The sequence below is a fragment of the Pseudomonas sp. YQ_6 genome (genome assembly GCF_043103245.1).
In the GTDB taxonomy this organism is placed as follows: domain Bacteria; phylum Pseudomonadota; class Gammaproteobacteria; order Pseudomonadales; family Pseudomonadaceae; genus Aquipseudomonas; species Aquipseudomonas alloputida.
In genome coordinates this window covers 103,915-121,424 of record NZ_JBICJR010000028.1, presented here as the reverse complement: position 1 = coordinate 121,424, position 17,510 = coordinate 103,915, and the positions used below count along the sequence as shown (strand labels likewise).

Below are 17,510 nucleotides of genomic sequence, written 5' to 3'. Positions count from 1 at the left end.
GCCCATGCGTTGCCTGATGTTCGTTTGCCTGCTGATCTGCAGCCTGCCCTCGTTCGCCCTCGACCGCTCGCGGGTTGAAGGCTACCTGTTGCCTAATGGTCTACAGGTCATCCTGAAAAACGGCTACGAACGGGACCATGTGGCGATTCGTCTAGTGGTCGGCGTGGGCCTGGATGATTTCGACTGCGAGCAGAAAGAGCTGCCACACCTGCTTGAGCACCTGTTGTTCAGTGGCATCGACGAAACAGGCGAAGGCGGGCTGGAAGAGCGCCTGCAAGCGCTCGGCGGCGAGTGGAACGCCTATACCAGCAGTGCCGACACCACCTTTGTAATCGAGGCCCCGGCGCGCAACCAGCGCAAGGTCCTCGACCTGCTGTTGGCAGTCATCCGCGATACCACCATCGACGCCAAGGCCTTGGCCACCGCCAAGCGCATCATAGAGCGTGAGGATGGCGGCCACTATGGCCACCTGCAGCGCTGGCTCGACCGCCAGGATATCGGCCACCCGGCCAACGACCAGTTGGCCACCGAGCTGGGGCTGAAATGCCCGGAGCGCTCCAACCTCGACGACATGACCTTGGCGCAAGTTCAGGCGTTGCGTGACCGCTGGTACGCCGCCAACAACATGACCCTGATCATGGTCGGTGGCCTCGACCGCCTGCTTCCGGCCTATCTGGAGCGGTCGTTTGGCGAATTGCCCGCCACTGAACCAGAAGAGCGCCGCAACCTTGAAAGCATCACCCGACAGGCCCAGCAGCGTCGCAACCTGACCCGCGGCTGGCTGGGTGATGGCGTCAAATTGCACTGGCTGTTCATCGAGCCGGTGCTGGACAACGACCACCAAGCCACCCTCGACCTGCTGTCGCACTACCTGGACTGGGCGCTGTACGACCAGCTGCGCCTGCGCAACGGGCTGTCCTACGGCCCCTCCGTGCAGCGCGAAAGCTTTGGCGACACCGGCCTGCTCAGCCTCAATGCGGACCTCGAGCGCGATGACATCGACAAGGCTGTCAAGGTGATGCAGGCCCTGTTCGACCACCTGCGCAAGGAAGGCCTGGACCCAGACACCTTCGCCCGCATCAAGGAAGCCAGCATCGCCAAGGAAAGCTGGAGCACCCAAGGCAACAGCGCCTTGGCCGACTACTACTGGGGGGCGCTGAACGACTATACCGACGGGCGCTTTGCCAGCCCGGTGCGCAAGCTGCGCCAGGTCAGCCTGGAACAGGCCAACGAGGCACTGAAGGATCTGCTCAAGGAAGATGGCTATGTGCGCATCGAAAAGCCGTTGCTAGGCTATGACGAGCTTTACGGGCTGATGGCCTTGCTTGTGGGGCTGTGCCTGGCAGCGGGGCTGTTGCGCTGGCGGCGGCATGGGCCTGAACGGCCCAGTGGTGCTACACGGCAGCAGTAAATAGGCGGTATCCTTTTGCCAGTACCGACCCTTTCGCAGGCTTGCCCGCGAAGAGGCTGGCATAGCCACCTCACTTTTCTGTCGTAGCCCCCAATGCCTCAAATCCCCCATATCGTCCAGCGCGTCATCGAACTCCTCAAGCGCTACCCAGGCATCATTGCGCTCGGCGGTTTCCTCTCCGGTATCGGCAGTTTCATCCTGGTCGACCGCCAGGCTGGCCTGGCCAGCTGGGTCGCCGTGCTCATGCTGGTCAGCTGGGTCTGGCTGATGCTGGAGAACACCCTCACCGGGCTGTTCGCGCGCACTTTCAACCGCGAGATCCCTCAGCCGCTGCTGCGCTATGCAACGCAGATGATCCACCAGGAAACGCTGTTCTTCGTGCTGCCGTTCTTCTTCATCACCACCACCTGGAACAGCGGTCAGCTGGTCTTCACCGGCTTGCTCGGCGCCGCCGGCCTGGTTTCGATCATCGACCCGCTGTACTACAAGTGGCTGGCACCGCGGCGCTGGCTGTTCCTGGCGCTGCATACCCTGACGTTGTTCGCCGCCCTGCTGACCGCGCTACCGATCATCCTGCATCTGACCACCGCACAAAGCTTCAAGCTGGCCCTGATCGCGGCCATGGCCCTGTCGTTCCCCAGCCTGGCCAGCAGCTTCCCGATCAACAACTGGCGCCGCGCCGTGGCACTGGTGCTGGTTACCCTCTCGGTCGGTGCCGGCGGCTGGCTGCTGCGCTCCTGGGTACCGCCGGCAACCCTGTGGATGACCGAGGTGGCGGTGAGTACCGAAGTAATGAACCGCCAACCGGGCGACTCGCTGGACGAAATTGCCGCCAGCCGCATCCGCAGCAGTGGCCTGTATGCCTACACCGCCATCAACGCGCCACGCGGCCTGAACGAGCGGATCTACCACGTGTGGCAGAAGGACGGCCAAGAGGTCGACCGCATTGCCCTGGACATCCACGGCGGGCGCAAGGAAGGCTATCGTGCCTGGACCCACAAGCAGAACTTCCCGCCCAACCCGGTAGGCAAGTGGCAGGTGAGGGTGCTGACCGAGGATGGGCAAGTGATCGGCGTGCTGCGCTTCAAGGTGGTCAATGATGCACCCGCGGGTAGTTGACCCCCTGCCTTGCGCAGCACAAGGCGGCTCCAGGTCACTGTTGCCAAGCGTACACACAGCACATAATCACCAAACAGCCCATGCCCCCTGCGCTATGATCAGCCCCTAAGCCTTAGCGCCGAGTCAATTGCATGGAGCCTATGACCACCCCCAGCGCCACCCTGGACGCCAGCAGCCAACCGGCCTGCCTGCGTATTACCGGTGACTGGACCCTGGCACACTACGCCAGCCTCAAGCGCGAGAGCGAGCGCCTGCGCTCGCAGTGCCCTGCCGACACCGTCGCCGACCTCAGCCAGCTGGGCCGCCTGGACACTGCCGGCGCTTCGCTGCTGGCCGAACTGCTAGGCTCCGAGCGCCTGTCGCGCTGCACCCACGCGCTGCCTGAAGCCAGCCAGGCGCTGCTGAAAAACGTCTACTGTTCGGTCCAGGATTACTGCATCCCGGTCAAGGAGCCCGAGCGCAATGTGCTGTTGCTGCTGCTGGAGCGTATCGGCCGCGCCGTCGGCACGCTGTGGCAGGACAGCATGCAACTGCTTGGTTTCGTCGGTGTGATTCTGGAAACCTTGCTGCGCCGCGCCTTCCAGCCACATCGCTGGCGCTTCACTCCTGTGGTGGCACATATTGAGCAGACCGGGCTGGACGCCGCGCCCATCGTTGCGTTGCTGACCTTTCTGGTGGGCGCCGTAGTCGCATTTCTCGGCGCCACGGTGCTGGCCGACTTCGGCGCGACCATTTTCACCGTCGACCTGGTTGCGTTCTCGTTCCTGCGCGAGTTCGCCGTGCTGCTGACAGCCATTCTCATGGCCGGCCGTACTGCCAGCGCGTTCACCGCGCAGATCGGCTCGATGAAGGCCAACGAAGAAATTGACGCCATCCGCACTCTGGGCCTCAACCCCATGGAGCTGCTGGTGGTGCCGCGGGTACTGGCCCTGCTGATTTCGCTACCGTTGCTCACCTTTGTCGCCATGATCTGCGGCATCGTTGGCGGGGCGGTGGTATGCGCCCTGACGCTGGATATTTCGCCGGCCATGTTCCTGTCGCTGCTGCAAAGCGACATTGGCGTGCAGCACTTCCTGGTAGGCCTGGCCAAGGCACCGTTCTTCGCCTTCCTGATCGCCGCCATTGGCTGCCTGGAAGGCTTCAAGGTCAGCGGCAGCGCAGAGTCGGTGGGGGCACACACCACCTCGGCAGTGGTGCAGTCGATTTTTGTGGTCATCGTGCTGGACGCGGTGGCAGCGCTGTTCTTCATGGAGATGGGCTGGTGAGTGGCCAGGATTGCGTAATCGAAGCCCGCGGCATCTGCAACCGCTTCGGCCGCCAGGTGGTGCATGAAAACCTTGACCTTGACCTGTACCGCGGCGAAATCCTCGCCGTGGTAGGCGGTTCAGGCAGCGGCAAATCGGTGCTTCTGCGCAGCATCATTGGCCTGCGCCGGCCCAATGAAGGGCAGATCAAGGTGCTCGGCCAGGACCTGACCGGCCTGCGCGATGAACAGCGTTCACTGGTCGAGCGGCGCTTTGGCGTGCTGTTCCAGAAGGGTGCGCTGTTCTCTTCGCTGACGGTGACCGAAAACGTGGCCTTGCCGCTGATCGAGCACGCCGGGCTGTCCCGTAGCGATGCCGAGCACCTGGCCGGGGTGAAACTGGCCCTTGCCGGGTTGCCGATCTCGGCTGCCGACAAGTACCCGGCCTCGTTGTCGGGGGGCATGATCAAGCGCGCAGCGCTGGCCCGCGCCTTGGCCCTGGACCCGGACATCCTGTTCCTCGACGAACCCACGGCTGGCCTGGACCCGATCGGTGCCGCGGCATTTGACCAGTTGATCCTTACCCTGCGCGATGCGCTGGGCCTGTCGGTGTTCCTGATCACCCACGACCTCGACACCCTGTACACCATCACCGACCGCATCGCGGTGCTGTCGCAAAAGAAGGTCCTGGTGGCCGGCCCGCTGGCCGAGGTCGAGAAGACCAACGACACCTGGATCCAAGAATACTTTCACGGCCCACGCGGGCGCGCAGCCGAACAGGCTGCCACCCGTGCCGGACAGGAGCGCTGAGCAATGGAAACCCGAGCCCATCACGTCCTCATCGGCCTGGTCACCGTTCTGGTGGTGACAGGGGCCATGCTGTTCGGCCTGTGGCTGGCCAAGTCCAGTGTCGACGACGCCTTCAAGGATTACGAAGTGGTGTTCAACGAAGCCGTGTCCGGTCTTTCTCCCGGCAGCACGGTCCAGTACAACGGCATCAAGGTGGGCGACGTGTCTACCCTGCGTCTGGACCCGAAAGACCCGCGCCGGGTATTGGCACGGGTGCGCCTGAGCGCCGATACCCCGGTGAAGGAAGACACCCAGGCCAAGCTGACCCTGGCCGGCGTCACCGGCAACTCGTTTATCCAGCTCAGCGGCGGCACCCCGCAAAGCCCCGAGCTTAAAGGCAAGGATGGCAAGCTGCCGGTGATCATCGCTTCGCCATCGCCAATCTCGCGTCTGCTCAACGACAGCAGCGACCTGGTGACCAACATCAACATGCTGCTCCATAACGCCAACCAGATGTTCTCCGAGGACAACATAGGCCACCTCAGCAACACGCTGGCCAACCTCGACAAGACCACCGGCGCCTTTGCCGGCCAGCACGGCAGCATCGCCGAGGCCATCGCACAGCTGGTGCAGGTGGGCAAGCAGGCCAGCGCTACCCTGGCCGAAACCCAGGCATTGATGCGCAATGCCAACGGCCTGCTGGATAGCGAAGGCAAACAGGCGATCGGCAGCGCCGAACAGGCCATGCAGTCACTGGCCCAAAGCACGGCAACCATCAATAACCTGCTCCAGAACAACAGCGAGGCTATCGGTGACGGCGCCCAGAGCCTGAACCAGCTCGCCCCGGCCATTCGTGAACTGCGCGAAACCCTTAACGCGCTCAAAGGCATTTCCCGGCAACTGGAGGCCGACCCAAGCGGCTACCTGCTTGGCCGCGACAACAACAAGGAGTTCCAGCCATGAATCCGTCGCTGCGCCTGCTGACCCTGGCGGCCTCGCTGAGCCTGGCCAGTGCCTGCTCGATCCTGCCGCAGAGCGAACCTGTGGATCTTTATCGCCTGCCGGTGAACCAGCCCAGCCGCACAGCGCCGCCGCTGGACTGGTCATTGCGCCTGAACAAGCCGCTGGCCAGTGAAGTGTTGGCCGGGCCAAGGATTGCCGTGGTTCCCCAGGGCAATGTGGTGAGCAGCTACAAGGGCGCGCGCTGGAGCGATGCGGCCCCGGTGCTGCTGCGTAACCGCTTGCTCGACGGGTTCCAGCGTGAGGGCCAGGTACAGCGCCTGAGCGCTGACGACAGTAACCTGCAGGCAGACTACGAGCTGGCCGGCGAGCTGCAGGCATTTCAGAGTGAATACCGCACGGATGGGGCAGTGGAGGTGGTGATCCGCTATGACGCTCGCTTGGTCCAGGGCCGCAACCAACGCATCCTGGCCAGCAAGCGCTTCGAAATCCGCCAACCGCTGGACGACAAACAGGTATCAGCAGTGGTCGCCGGCTTCGGCCAGGCCAGCGACCAGCTGGTGGGGCAAGTCGTGAACTGGACCATCACCCAGGCCAACCAGGCACAACTGAAGCTTCAGGCAAAGAACCAGTAGCAGACGAAGATCGCCGCGACCACCCCTGAAAACTCGGCCAGCAGTGCGCAACCGACCGCATGGCGCACGCGCTGGATGCCCACGGCACCAAAGTACACGGCCAGTACGTAGAAGGTGGTTTCGGTGCTGCCCTGAATCGTCGCCGCCACCAAGGCAGCGAAACTGTCCACGCCTTGGGTCTGCATGGTCTCGATCAGCATTGCCCGCGCTGCGCTGCCAGAGAACGGCTTGACCAGCGCGGTGGGCAAGCCTTCGACGAAGCGCGTGTCCAGGCCCATCCAGTTCACCGCATGGCGGATACCGTCCAGGGCCAGCTCCAGGGCACCAGAGGCGCGCAGCACACCCACCGCCACCAGCATCGCCACCAGGTAGGGCAGCAGGTTCTTGGCCACATCGAAGCCTTCCGTGGCGCCTTCGACAAAGGCTTCATACACCTTCACCCGCTTCAGGGCGCCCACCACCAGGAACAGCATGATCACGCCAAACAGCGTGAGGTTGCCCAGGAGCGACGACAGGCTGCCCAGCGCAGCGGCCGACAGGGTGCCAAGAAAAGCCATGAAGCCTCCCAGCAGCAAAGCGCCGGGGATGAAGTAGGCAAGCACCACCGGGTCCCACAGACGCAAACGCTGCATCACTGCCACCGACAGCAAACCAACCAGGGTCGAGACGCTGGTCGCTAGCAGGATTGGCAGAAACACCATGGTCGGGTCTGGCGCGCCTTGCTGGGCCCGGTACATGAAGACGGTCACCGGCAGCAAGGTCAGCGACGAGGCGTTGAGCACCAGAAACAGAATCTGCGCATTGCTCGCCGTAGTACTGCTGGGGTTCAGCTCCTGCAGCGCGCGCATGGCCTTCAGGCCAATCGGCGTAGCAGCGTTGTCCAGTCCCAGGCCGTTGGCAGCGAAGTTCATGGTGATCAGGCCCAGGGCTTGGTGGCCGGGCGGCACCTCCGGCATCAGGCGGGCGAACAGCGGGCCTAGCACCTTGGCCAGCCACTCGACGATACCGGCCTTCTCGGCGATCTTGAGAAAGCCCAGCCACAGGGTCAGTGTGCCGAACAGCAGCACCATCACCTCGACCGACAGCTTGGCCATGGCGAAGATGCTTTCGACCATTGCCGCGAAGATGCCTGCGTTGCCACCCACCAGCCATTGGGCCATGGCGGACACCGCCGCCACCAGGAAAAAGCCGAGCCAAAGGCCGTTGAGCATCCGTATGTTCCCCCTGAAAAGTGCCCGAATAATAGCGTATCGCAGCCTGTGACTGGCGATCGCGAGCCTTTGTAGGCGCGGCTCAAGATCTCGCAGATAACAAAAAGCCCCGACAAGTCGGGGCTCTTGGTCAAACAGCCATCAGGCTCAGCGCTTGGCGGTTTCGCCAACCACTACAGCTCCCTGCTTCTCGGCCATCAGCGAGGCGTAGTACTGCTCGCCCTTGACCGCGTCGTACATGCCTTCCCAGCGAGCAATGACCAATGCAGCCAAGGCGTTGCCCACAACGTTCAGTGCAGTACGGGCCATGTCCATGATGCGGTCCACGCCCGCGATGAAGGCCAGGCCTTCCAGCGGTATGCCCACGCTGCCCAAGGTGGCCAGCAGTACCACGAACGATACGCCCGGCACACCCGCGATACCTTTGGAAGTGACCATCAGGGTCAGCACCAGCAGCAGCTGCTGGCTCCACGACAGGTCGATACCGTACAACTGGGCAATGAAGATCGCCGCGATGCTCTGGTACAGGGTCGAACCGTCGAGGTTGAACGAATAGCCGGTCGGTACCACGAACGAGCAGATCGACTTTGGCGCACCGTACTTCTCCATCTTCTCGATCACCCGCGGCAGCACGGTTTCCGAACTGGAGGTGGAGTAGGCCAGGATCAGCTCATCTTTCATGATGCGCATGATCTTGATCACCGAGAAGCCGAACAGGCGGGCAACCAGGCCCAGTACCATGAAGGCGAAGAAGGCAATGGCGAAGTACACCAGCACCACCAGCTTGGCCAGCGGCAGCAGCGAGCTGAAACCGAAGTTGGCCACGGTCACCGCAATCAGGGCGAACACGCCGATCGGGGCATAGTTCATGATCATGTGCGTGACCTTGAACATGGTCTCCGAAACAGCCTGGAAGGTACGCACCAGCGGGTCACGCAGTTCTGCCTGCAGGCTCGACAGACCCAGACCGAACATCACCGAGAAGAAGATGATCGGCAGCATTTCGCCACGCATCAGCGCTGCGAAGATGTTCGACGGTATCAGGTTGAGCAGGGTTTCGATGAACGCGTGCTCATGCTGCACTTCGGCCGCTGTCGCCTGGTACTTGGAGATATCCACAGTGCCCAGGGTGCTCATGTCGATGCCGGCACCCGGATGGAACAGGTTGGCCAGCACCAGGCCTACGACGATGGCGATCGTGGTCACCACTTCGAAGTAGATGATGGTCTTCAGGCCGATGCTGCCCAGCTTCTTCGCGTCGCCAACACCGGCGATGCCCACGATCAGCGACGAAATCACGATCGGGACGACGATCATCTTGATCAGGCGGATGAAGATGTCACCAGCGGGCTGGAGGACGTTGCTGATCCACCATGCCTTTTCTGCACTGAAATGATTCAGTAGCGCGCCGATTGCAACACCCAGGACCAGACCGATGACGATCTGCCAGGCGAGGCTCAGTTTTGCCTTCTTCATGTCTTTACCCTTTGTTTTAGTGGTCATGGCACCTGGCGGAAACACCCGTAACAGAGCCATAGGCAAGGTCACGGACAGTAAGGGGCTTCCGTCAGGCGACGTCATGTAAGGACACCGCAGGCGAGCGACAGGGCGCTCTGGCCAGCGAAAAAGGCGGCAACTATTGCGACGGCAGGGGGCGAAAGCTAATGCCTGAAACGCATAGCCCATGCCGTTTATGCATACTGTTTTCGACCTAGCCGGCAGCTTCGCAAGTGCTTGATTTATAACATTCGGAATCCCGAACAAGACCAAACCGCCATATTTCGGCAGATTTGGCGGGACAGGTAGGACATGAAAGATGGCCTGTTCGACAATCCGAATGGCGGAAATGCCACTTGTAGCAGCCTCAAGAAGGTCGAAAAAAATTTGATGTACGGTCGAGACAAAATGTGTCCCAAGGGAAAAAACGCGCAAGGGAAGCGACGTTTCCTACATGGCTCCTCGGAAGTCAGGTCTGGCAAGGTATCCCTGTGACACCGCCGACCTGAGACTTCCGATTCCGCCTTTCCTGACCCGGCCCATTACTGGAGGCACTCCCTGTACCCCTAGGCCACTCCGATCCTGTAACAATCAGAGCAGCCCGACCCCTTGGTCATGTGCTACCCCTCCTCGGGGCGGCGCATCATAGAAGGCTGAACTATAGAAAGCTTCAGCTTCTATTACGTGACAGTGAGTGACCTTTCATCCGTACCGGCAACAATGCTCAGTACCAGTTCGGGTCACGCTTGAGCTGCTCCTGCAGCATTGCCTTCATGCCGTCGTCAGGTTCGCCCAGCCAGCGGTACTGCGCATGGCGGGTGGGCGACTTGTCGCTCGGCAAACCTTCGGGCACCTCGACGAGCATCCCGTAGGCATCATCCTTGTCCCAGCTGAACGCCACGATCAGCCGTTTGTAGGTGCAATTGTCCTGTTTTTCGCACAGCGGGCCGACCAGGTACTTGTCGCCGTCCTCAGTAACGGCAGACATCTGCTGCTGGGAACTGCCGGTCAGATTGACCACCCAATCGGGCAGGCGTTCCTCGCCTTCGAGGGTGTCCTGCCAGGTTTCGCGGTACTCCGGGTCCGAGCCGAGCAGTTGGTCGACCCGAACCTGGCCGTCATTGGCCGCCATGGCCGCCGCGCTGCCGCCCAGCAACAGGGCGGCGACCACGGCTGAACGAAGCTTCCTGCTCATCTTCAACCTCGTCCGCGTCCAAAGAAGAAGGAGGCTACAAACAACACCAGGAAGACAATGAACAGGATCTTGGCGATACCTGTAGCAGCGCCCGCGATACCACCGAAGCCCAGTACAGCGGCGACAATGGCGATGATGAGGAAAGTGATAGCCCAACTCAGCATGGTAGTTCTCCTTTCTTTTTGCGGAATCGATCCGGCCGCCTGGTCAGAAAACCCAACGTTCCTGGGGAACAAATTTTTCCACAGTGGCCGGTGAGGCAATGGCCTGGCCAGCTGGCTGCCAGTCAGCGGCCGTGACCAAGGTGTTGGCACGAGTTGCCTGAATCTGCGTCAACAGTGCAGTCTGAGCTGCCACTTGCTCAGCCAGACGCGCCGTCTGCAAGCTGTAATAGAAGAGGCCAGCGGCCAAGGTCAGCAGCATCGCCATGCCGAGTGTCAGCATCTGGCGCAAAGGCAGTGCAGCGCTCTGCGAGCGGTTGACGGATTGGCGGTTCATGCTGGCTCCTCCTGCTGTATTTTTTGTTCAAACCTGAACAGGTAATTGCAGCCTGCATGCCAGCCTTTTGATTTAAATAAAATCCTTATAAATCAATCACTTAGTAATTGTTAAAAGAAACCGCGAGGACGTATCCTGCACGATGACGCCTGTGTGGTCGTGCGAATTGCACGATCAGCCTTCCACCTTGGTCGCCACCTTCAGCAGGTCAGCATCCACGCCCCGTACGCCGATGATCTGCCGGGCGATCTCCACGGCGATGGTTTTCTGCTCCGCGCTGACCACCTCGCCCGAGAGCCGCACCATGCCTGCTTCGCTGGCCACCTTCAGGTTGAGGCCATCGAGATTGCGGCTGAAGCGATAGCTGCTCTGGATCTTGTCGACGATCCAGCTGTCGCTTGGCTGCGGCCCGGTTAGCGCGCCCGCCGGCGTTTCTCGCGCCTTGGCCATGGCAGCGGTATCGAGGCTGACCAGGTTGTTGACCAGGTACACGCCGTCGGTGGTACGCGCTACCACGCCCGCCAACTCCTTGGCTTCGGCACTGTCGACCTTGCCACGCAACGTCACCACACCTTCACTGCTTTGTACTTCTATAGGGGCCTTTTCGGTGGTACGGCTCCACAACAGCCGAGCACGGATCACCGCCGCCAAGGTCACATCCTCCAGGCGCTGGGCGTAGGCACGCAGCTCCAGTGGACGCTCCACCAGTTGGGTATTGAGCTGCAGCAGGTTCTCCACCTGTTCGATGCCCCGGGTAGCACGGGCCACGTCCTCGGCCAGCTGCCGCTCGACCTCGTTCTCCACCTCACCGGAAAGCCGCGCCTGCTTGCCGTCCACTTCAACGTTGATACGAAATGAATCAAGCATGCGGTTCATTGACAAAGCGGTTTGCAGGGCGCCCTCCAGGCGCGCGTCCTGCACAGGGTCGGCGAATGCAGGGGTAAAGATTGGCAGCAGGGTGGCGGCCAAAACGGCTGTACGCAGGGAAAAGGGCATGACAGCGCCTCCTTCGTGGGCAAAATCCGAAAATCATCGCAACCAATGTGCCAGCGCGTGTCTCTAAGCAAATCATTGAAGAATCACGGCTTGTAGACATCGTTTGGCCACTGGCTAGCATGCAAAGGACAGAATCCTTCAGAATTGACCATGCAACTTGCCCGATTTTTCCCACACTAAATAAAGATCTTTCCCTAAGGAGCACAGGAAATGGAATCAGCCCAGGACAACCAAGGCCGAATTCTGCTGGTGGATGACGAGTCCGCGATCCTGCGCACGTTCCGCTACTGCCTGGAAGACGAGGGCTACAGCGTGGCCACGGCCAACAGCGCCGCCCAGGCAGAAACCCTACTGCAGCGCCAGGTGTTCGACCTATGCTTCCTCGATTTGCGCCTGGGTGAAGACAACGGCCTCGACGTACTGGCACAGATGCGTATCCAGGCCCCGTGGATGCGGGTGGTGATCGTCACCGCGCACTCGGCGATCGACACCGCAGTAGATGCCATCCAGGCCGGCGCTGCCGACTACCTGGTCAAGCCATGCAGCCCTGACCAGTTGCGCCTGGCCACTGCCAAGCAACTGGAGGTGCGCCAGCTTTCTGCGCGCCTGGAAGCCCTGGAAGGTGAAATACGCAAACCCAAGGACGGCCTCGACTCCCATAGCCCGGCCATGATGGCGGTGCTTGAAACCGCCCGCCAAGTCGCCATCACTGACGCCAACATCCTCATCCTTGGCGAATCTGGTACGGGCAAGGGCGAGCTGGCACGGGCCATCCATGGTTGGAGCAAGCGTGCACGCAAAGCCTGCGTGACCATCAACTGCCCGTCGCTTAACGCCGAGCTGATGGAAAGCGAGCTATTCGGCCATACCCGCGGCGCCTTCACCGGCGCCAGCGAAAGCACGCTCGGGCGGGTCAGCCAGGCTGACGGGGGCACACTATTCCTCGACGAGATCGGCGATTTCCCGCTGACCTTGCAGCCCAAACTGTTGCGTTTCATCCAGGACAAGGAATACGAACGCGTCGGCGACCCGGTTACCCGACGTGCAGATGTACGTATCCTGGCTGCCACCAACCTCAACCTCGAAGAGATGGTGCGCGAAAGCCGCTTCCGCGAAGATCTGCTGTATCGCTTGAACGTGATTACCCTGCACCTGCCCCCCCTGCGCGAGCGCAGTGAAGATATCCTCATCCTGGCCGACCGCTTTCTCGCCCGTTTCGTCAAGGAATACTCCCGGCCCGCCCGCGGTTTCAGTGACGAGGCGCGCACCGCCCTGCTCAACTACCGCTGGCCTGGCAACATTCGCGAACTACGCAACGTAGTGGAACGGGCCAGCATCATCTGCCCGCAGGAACGCGTGGAAATCAGCCACCTGGGCATGGGTGAACAACCCGCCGGCAATGCACCACGCGTAGGTGCCGCGCTTAGCCTGGATGAGCTGGAACGTGCCCATATCGGTGCCGTTCTGGCTGCCAGCGATACCCTCGACCAAGCCGCCAAGACCTTGGGCATCGATGCTTCTACCCTGTACCGCAAGCGCAAGCAGTACAACCTATGAAGTGGCCGCCCATGAAGCTGCGCACGCGGCTTTTCCTCAGCATCTCGGCGCTCATCACTGTGGCGTTGCTAGGGCTGTTGCTGGGCCTGGTCAGCATGCTGCAGATGGCTACAGTGCAACAGCAACTGGTGCGCGATACCACCCATGCACTGGAAGTGGGGCTGAAGTTGCGCCAGAACCTGGGCGAACAGCTGATGCTTATTCTCAATGAAGACACCGCCCCGGAAAGCCTGCGGCTGCTGCAGGAAAGCTTCCAGGACCTGCTCAACCAAGGGCTGGAGCAAGGCGGCGAGCGCACCGGTTTCAGCAAGGCCAGCAGCAATTACCAGGCCTTCCTCCAGACATATCGCGACAGCGCCGCACCCGCTCGCAGCATGGGTGTCGATCAGCCGCTGGGGGCCGCGTTCAATCAGGTGCGCACCGACTTGATCGATTCCCACAAGCACGCATTGGACCTGATCACCCGTAGCGAGGAACGCACCCGTGACCGCGCCTTGCTAGTCAGTGGTGTACTCGGCCTGATGGGGCTGGTGGTGTTGGTACTGGGCTTTATCACCGCGCACAACATCGCCCGGCGTTTCGGCCAGCCGATCGAAGCCTTGGCCAAGGCGGCCGACCAACTGGGCAAGGGCGATTTCGACGTTACCTTGCCGGTGGCCCAGGCCGCCGAGCTTAACCAGCTGACCCGGCGCTTTGGTCTGATGGCCGATGCCTTGCGCAAGCACCAGGCCACCAACGTTGACGAACTGCTGGCCGGCCAGCAGCGTTTACAGGCGGTACTCGACAGCATCGACGACGGCCTGCTGATCATCGACCGTCAGGGCCGCCTCGAGCACCTCAACCCGGTGGCGCAGCGCCAGTTGGGCTGGAACGACAGCCGTGTGGGCAGCAGCCTGGTCGAAGCCCTGCAGCGGCCCGAGCTTGAGCAACAACTGCGCCAGGTTCTGCGCGGGGGCAGCCTCGATCGCCCACCGGACGACCTGAACATGGAGGTCGATGAAGAATCGCGTCTGCTCACCTACAGCCTGACCCCGGTCAGCCACCCGCAGGGGCCAATCCTTGGCGCGGTGATGGTGCTGCACGATGTGACCGAGCAAAGGGCCTTCGAGCGGGTACGCAGCGAATTCGTGCTGCGCGCGTCCCACGAACTGCGTACCCCGGTGACCGGCATGCACATGGCCTTCGGCCTGCTGCGCGAGCGGGTCAAGTTCCCGCCCGAAGCCCGCGAGAACGACCTGCTGGAAACCATCGGCGAAGAAATGCAGCGTCTTACCCAACTGATCAACGACCTGCTCAACTTCTCCCGTTATCAGAGCGGTTTGCAAAAGCTCGAGCTGGCCCCCTGTGCCATCGACGACCTGCTGGAGCACGCACAATTGCGCTTTGCCGAACAGGCCGCGCACAAGCAGATTGAGTTGATCAAGGAACTGGACCCGCCGCTACCGCGCATCCAGGCCGACGTCGCCCAGTTGGACCGGGTGCTGGACAACCTGCTGCACAACGCCATCCGCCATACCGCCAATGGCGGGCGCATCCGCCTGCATGCCCGACGGCATGCGGAACGGGTGATCATCAGCGTCGAGGACAATGGAGAGGGCATTTCCTATGGGCAGCAAGCGCGCATCTTCGAGCCTTTCGTGCAGGTAGGTCGCAAGAAAGGCGGTGCTGGGCTGGGGCTCGCGCTGTGCAAGGAAATTGTGCAGCTGCACGGAGGGCGCATGGGCGTGTTTTCGCGGCCGGGGCAGGGGACCCAGTTCTACATGGCGTTGCCGGTCTGATTGCTTCAACGCGCCTAAACCCGCCGCGGCAGGTGCCCACGAGTCACCAACTCGGCAAACTGCCGGGCGTTCAGCGGCCGGGCAAACAACCAGCCCTGGCCATAATTGACCCCCTCGCTGTTCAGCAGCACCGCCTGGTCCTCGAACTCGATACCTTCGGCAATTACCCGCAGGTGCAGGTCATGGGCCATGCGGATGATATGCGGGGCCACGCCGCTACTGGCGGCATCGTGGCCCAGAGCGTCGATGAATGCCTTGTCGATCTTCAGGCAGTCCACTGGCAGGGTTTGCAGGTAGGCCAGGCTGCAATAACCGGTACCAAAGTCGTCGATCAGCACCTGGTGCCCCACGGCACGTAGCGCCTGCAGATTGTCACGGGCGACCACCACGTCGATCAGGCCGCGCTCGGTCACCTCGAAGGCAATCTGGCTGGGCGCCACTCGATGCAAGGCCAACAAGCGCGCCGCCACCCGGCCAATACGTGGCACCATCACATCGCAGGCCGCCAGGTTTATCGATATGTATAGCTTGGGGTGCGAGCGCAGTAGCTGTCCTAGCTGCTCAAGCACACGCTGCAGGACAAAGTCGGTGATCTGACGAATCTGCCCGGTATTCTCCGCCAGCGGAATGAAAAGGTCCGGGCTGGTCAGGGTGCCGTCCGGGCGGCGCCAGCGCACCAAGGCCTCGGCGCCCACACAGCGCCGGCTGTCGAGCTCGATGATTGGCTGGTAGAGCACCTGCAGCTCTCCACGACGCAAGGCATTCTGCAACTCTGAACTCATCGACCGTCGTTGCAGAATCAACTGCAGTACCAACCAACCGATGCAGCAGGCCGCCAGCACGCTACCGGGGAACAGCAACCAGAGCATGCCGTTCATCTTCAGCGGCAGACTGGCCCTCGGGGCAATCAGCACCAACTGGTAATCCGGCGACTTGGTCGGCATTCGGTAGATCAGCCGATCACTGAGTTCCAGCAGCGACTTGTGGCTGGTCGACCAGGCCGAGGGCGGTGGCCATACCTGTGGCGGGCCGAGCACCGGAATGGCCCGGGCGCCGTTGTCGAGCACCACGACCAGGCTGCCACCTGGGGGCAGGTCCACCACATCGGTCAAATGCCCACGGGAGGTGGAAACCAGAAACTTGCCCCGGCCCAGCATCAGTGCTGCCAGGTTCTCGTTCGGCTCGGTGGTGGTGTTAAGCCAGTAACTGTACGTCGGCCCCTGGATATCTGGCGCCCGCAAGGGAACGAACGCTCGCTCATCACCGCGGTTGGAGCAGGCAACATTGCCATCTACATAAGCCGCTTCATAGATGAACCGCGAGTTCAGGCCAACCTGCTGCAAGGCTGCCAGCATTGCCGGGTTGCAGCCGCGCAAGGGTTGGGCCTGCAGCAGGTCGACCCCTTCGCGCAATTGGCCGAACACCTGTTCGAGCCGTTCCAGAAAACGCTCGCCCTGGGCATTCATCTGTTCGCTTTCGCTTTGTTTCATTTGTTGCAGGGCAATGCCGATGCTGGCAGAGAGCAACACCGCGGCGCTGGCCAGCGCTGCCAAAGTGGCCAGCATCCAGGGACGGTAAAAAATTTGGCGCAGCAAGGCGATGAAGGCTGACATCGAAGGCATCCAGTTGATAACCAAGGTATAGCAACGGAATCAATAATCACCCTCACCGTTTGGCGCTTCGCTGCAATCCATCCACGCGCTTTGTAGAAACAGCCTTGTGGCTGCGATGAGACCGTTAAGTCGATACAACTGCGTCGACCCAACTCGCCTCTTCGCAGCGCAAGGCTTGCAACAAGGACCCCGCCCGCCGTGACTCAACGCATACGGTTAAGTACCTGCAGCATCGCTGCTGTCTGCGCATCCGGCATACCGTCGAAGCGCTGCGGGCGGAAGCGCATCTGGAAGGCGGCGATCACATGACGTGTGGCGACATCCAGCACGCCGGTCTGCTCGATCTGATAGCCAAACCGTGCCAGCTCCTGCTGGTACCAGCCAACGCTTGGCGGGTTGACGCTGAAGTAGGCTTGCTGCCGTGCCACGGCGTTGGCATCCGGCCAGATACCCAGCCCGGCGTCGGCTAGGCGCTTCCACGGGAACAATGGCCCCGGGTCCAGCTTGCGCAGCGGGGCGATGTCACTGTGGCCGATGATATGGCGTGGTTCGATGTTGTTGCGTTTGACAATGTCCTTGAGCAGCGCGATCAGCGACTGGATCTGCGCCTCGCTGTAAGGGTGCCAGACCCGGCCGTTCGGGGTGTCGGTGAAGCCCGGGCTGACGATCTCGATACCAATGGACGAGGAGTTCAGCCAGGTGCGCCCCTGCCACTGGCTGTCACCGGCATGCCAGGCGCGACGGTTTTCATCTACCAGCTGATACACCGTAGCCGGGCCATCGCCGATCAGGTAATGGCTGCTGACCTCACCCTGGGTAAGCAGCGCCAGCGAGCGCTCCAGCGAAGCATTGGTGTAATGCAGGACAACGAACTGGATGCGGTTGTCCTGATTGGCCGAAGGGTGACTGCGGTCGATGCGCAGGCCCGTCGAGCAACCGGCGACAGACAACAGCAAAAAGGAAATCAGGGTTTTTTTAAGCGTGGAAAGCACGTCAGTGGCCTCAGCG

General features: G+C 61.6%; 16 protein-coding genes. 8 read left to right on the top strand and 8 right to left on the bottom strand.

The genetic code is table 11. The features are described from left to right. The first annotated feature begins 4 nt into the window (after positions 1-4). From ACF8FG_RS09400 to ACF8FG_RS09375, 6 genes are all read left to right on the top strand, one after another. Positions 5-1,411: a pitrilysin family protein gene (locus tag ACF8FG_RS09400; protein ID WP_014589272.1), complete on the top strand. Its 1,407-nt coding sequence runs from the start codon at positions 5-7 to the stop codon at positions 1,409-1,411. Between the two features lie 93 nt (positions 1,412-1,504). Further along, on the top strand, positions 1,505-2,530 hold the full coding sequence (locus ACF8FG_RS09395; protein WP_019436587.1) for a DUF5924 family protein: 1,026 nt from the start codon (positions 1,505-1,507) through the stop codon (positions 2,528-2,530). A gap of 131 nt (positions 2,531-2,661) precedes the next feature. Next, a complete protein-coding gene (locus ACF8FG_RS09390; protein WP_041166813.1) occupies positions 2,662-3,795 on the top strand; it encodes an ABC transporter permease in 1,134 nt (377 codons plus the stop codon). Further along, entirely contained in the window at positions 3,792-4,583 is a 792-nt protein-coding gene (locus ACF8FG_RS09385) for an ABC transporter ATP-binding protein (protein ID WP_014589269.1), read from the top strand. The genes ACF8FG_RS09390 and ACF8FG_RS09385 overlap by 4 nt, the downstream gene beginning before the upstream one ends. A 3-nt stretch (positions 4,584-4,586) precedes the next feature. After that, entirely contained in the window at positions 4,587-5,525 is a 939-nt protein-coding gene (locus ACF8FG_RS09380; RefSeq protein WP_010951534.1) for an MlaD family protein, read from the top strand. Further along, positions 5,522-6,157 (top strand): ABC-type transport auxiliary lipoprotein family protein, encoded by a 636-nt coding sequence (locus ACF8FG_RS09375; protein ID WP_014589268.1) that lies wholly within the window; start codon positions 5,522-5,524, stop codon positions 6,155-6,157. Before ACF8FG_RS09380 ends, ACF8FG_RS09375 begins: the two co-directional genes overlap by 4 nt. Here the strand turns inward: ACF8FG_RS09375 and ACF8FG_RS09370 are convergent. From ACF8FG_RS09370 to ACF8FG_RS09345, 6 genes are all read right to left on the bottom strand, one after another. Next, the gene (locus ACF8FG_RS09370; protein ID WP_014589267.1) at positions 6,139-7,368 is read right to left on the bottom strand and encodes a nucleoside recognition domain-containing protein; all 1,230 of its coding nucleotides are present in this window, start codon (positions 7,366-7,368) and stop codon (positions 6,139-6,141) included. The genes ACF8FG_RS09375 and ACF8FG_RS09370 overlap by 19 nt on opposite strands. Before the next feature lie 147 nt (positions 7,369-7,515). Then, positions 7,516-8,844, bottom strand: coding sequence for a glutamate/aspartate:proton symporter GltP (gltP, locus tag ACF8FG_RS09365; protein WP_010951531.1), 1,329 nt, complete (start codon positions 8,842-8,844; stop codon positions 7,516-7,518). Between the two features lie 745 nt (positions 8,845-9,589). After that, a complete protein-coding gene (locus tag ACF8FG_RS09360) occupies positions 9,590-10,060 on the bottom strand; it encodes an inhibitor of vertebrate lysozyme family protein (protein ID WP_010951530.1) in 471 nt (156 codons plus the stop codon). 2 nt (positions 10,061-10,062) lie between these two features. After that, on the bottom strand, positions 10,063-10,224 hold the full coding sequence (locus ACF8FG_RS09355) for a DUF1328 domain-containing protein (protein ID WP_003252966.1): 162 nt from the start codon (positions 10,222-10,224) through the stop codon (positions 10,063-10,065). Between the two features lie 43 nt (positions 10,225-10,267). Beyond that, positions 10,268-10,558 carry a hypothetical protein gene (locus ACF8FG_RS09350; RefSeq protein ID WP_318078853.1) on the bottom strand — a complete coding sequence of 97 codons (291 nt, stop codon included), beginning with the start codon at positions 10,556-10,558 and terminating at the stop codon, positions 10,268-10,270. A 174-nt stretch (positions 10,559-10,732) separates the two neighbouring features. Next, positions 10,733-11,554, bottom strand: a complete 822-nt coding sequence (locus tag ACF8FG_RS09345; protein WP_014589263.1) for a BON domain-containing protein — start codon at positions 11,552-11,554, stop codon at positions 10,733-10,735. A gap of 210 nt (positions 11,555-11,764) precedes the next feature. Between ACF8FG_RS09345 and algB the strand changes: the two genes are divergently transcribed. Beyond that, positions 11,765-13,111 (top strand): sigma-54-dependent response regulator transcription factor AlgB, encoded by a 1,347-nt coding sequence (gene algB / locus ACF8FG_RS09340; RefSeq protein ID WP_014589262.1) that lies wholly within the window; start codon positions 11,765-11,767, stop codon positions 13,109-13,111. Then, complete coding sequence (locus ACF8FG_RS09335; RefSeq protein ID WP_041166812.1) at positions 13,108-14,889, top strand: KinB sensor domain-containing domain; 1,782 nt, start codon at positions 13,108-13,110, stop codon at positions 14,887-14,889. The genes algB and ACF8FG_RS09335 overlap by 4 nt, the downstream gene beginning before the upstream one ends. A gap of 14 nt (positions 14,890-14,903) precedes the next feature. On the opposite strand, the gene ACF8FG_RS09330 is transcribed toward ACF8FG_RS09335, so the two are convergent. Both ACF8FG_RS09330 and ACF8FG_RS09325 read right to left on the bottom strand, forming a co-directional pair. After that, on the bottom strand, positions 14,904-16,502 hold the full coding sequence (locus ACF8FG_RS09330; RefSeq protein WP_014589260.1) for an EAL domain-containing protein: 1,599 nt from the start codon (positions 16,500-16,502) through the stop codon (positions 14,904-14,906). Between the two features lie 203 nt (positions 16,503-16,705). After that, the gene (locus ACF8FG_RS09325; RefSeq protein ID WP_318078852.1) at positions 16,706-17,494 is read right to left on the bottom strand and encodes an N-acetylmuramoyl-L-alanine amidase; all 789 of its coding nucleotides are present in this window, start codon (positions 17,492-17,494) and stop codon (positions 16,706-16,708) included. Positions 17,495-17,510: the final 16 nt, after the last annotated feature.

Bases quoted from the DNA above. Each gene is read 5' to 3' on its own strand.
- ACF8FG_RS09375 (WP_014589268.1), top strand. From the start codon at position 5,522: ATGAATCCGTCGCTGCGCCTGCTGACCCTGGCGGCCTCGCTGAGCCTG.
- ACF8FG_RS09335 (WP_041166812.1), top strand. From the start codon at position 13,108: ATGAAGTGGCCGCCCATGAAGCTGCGCACGCGGCTTTTCCTCAGCATC.
- ACF8FG_RS09400 (WP_014589272.1), top strand. From the start codon at position 5: ATGCGTTGCCTGATGTTCGTTTGCCTGCTGATCTGCAGCCTGCCCTCG.
- ACF8FG_RS09395 (WP_019436587.1), top strand. From the start codon at position 1,505: ATGCCTCAAATCCCCCATATCGTCCAGCGCGTCATCGAACTCCTCAAG.
- algB (WP_014589262.1), top strand. From the start codon at position 11,765: ATGGAATCAGCCCAGGACAACCAAGGCCGAATTCTGCTGGTGGATGAC.
- gltP (WP_010951531.1), bottom strand. From the start codon at position 8,844: ATGAAGAAGGCAAAACTGAGCCTCGCCTGGCAGATCGTCATCGGTCTG.
- ACF8FG_RS09370 (WP_014589267.1), bottom strand. From the start codon at position 7,368: ATGCTCAACGGCCTTTGGCTCGGCTTTTTCCTGGTGGCGGCGGTGTCC.
- ACF8FG_RS09380 (WP_010951534.1), top strand. From the start codon at position 4,587: ATGGAAACCCGAGCCCATCACGTCCTCATCGGCCTGGTCACCGTTCTG.
- ACF8FG_RS09390 (WP_041166813.1), top strand. From the start codon at position 2,662: ATGGAGCCTATGACCACCCCCAGCGCCACCCTGGACGCCAGCAGCCAA.
- ACF8FG_RS09355 (WP_003252966.1), bottom strand. From the start codon at position 10,224: ATGCTGAGTTGGGCTATCACTTTCCTCATCATCGCCATTGTCGCCGCT.
- ACF8FG_RS09330 (WP_014589260.1), bottom strand. From the start codon at position 16,502: ATGTCAGCCTTCATCGCCTTGCTGCGCCAAATTTTTTACCGTCCCTGG.
- ACF8FG_RS09350 (WP_318078853.1), bottom strand. From the start codon at position 10,558: ATGAACCGCCAATCCGTCAACCGCTCGCAGAGCGCTGCACTGCCTTTG.
- ACF8FG_RS09345 (WP_014589263.1), bottom strand. From the start codon at position 11,554: ATGCCCTTTTCCCTGCGTACAGCCGTTTTGGCCGCCACCCTGCTGCCA.
- ACF8FG_RS09360 (WP_010951530.1), bottom strand. From the start codon at position 10,060: ATGAGCAGGAAGCTTCGTTCAGCCGTGGTCGCCGCCCTGTTGCTGGGC.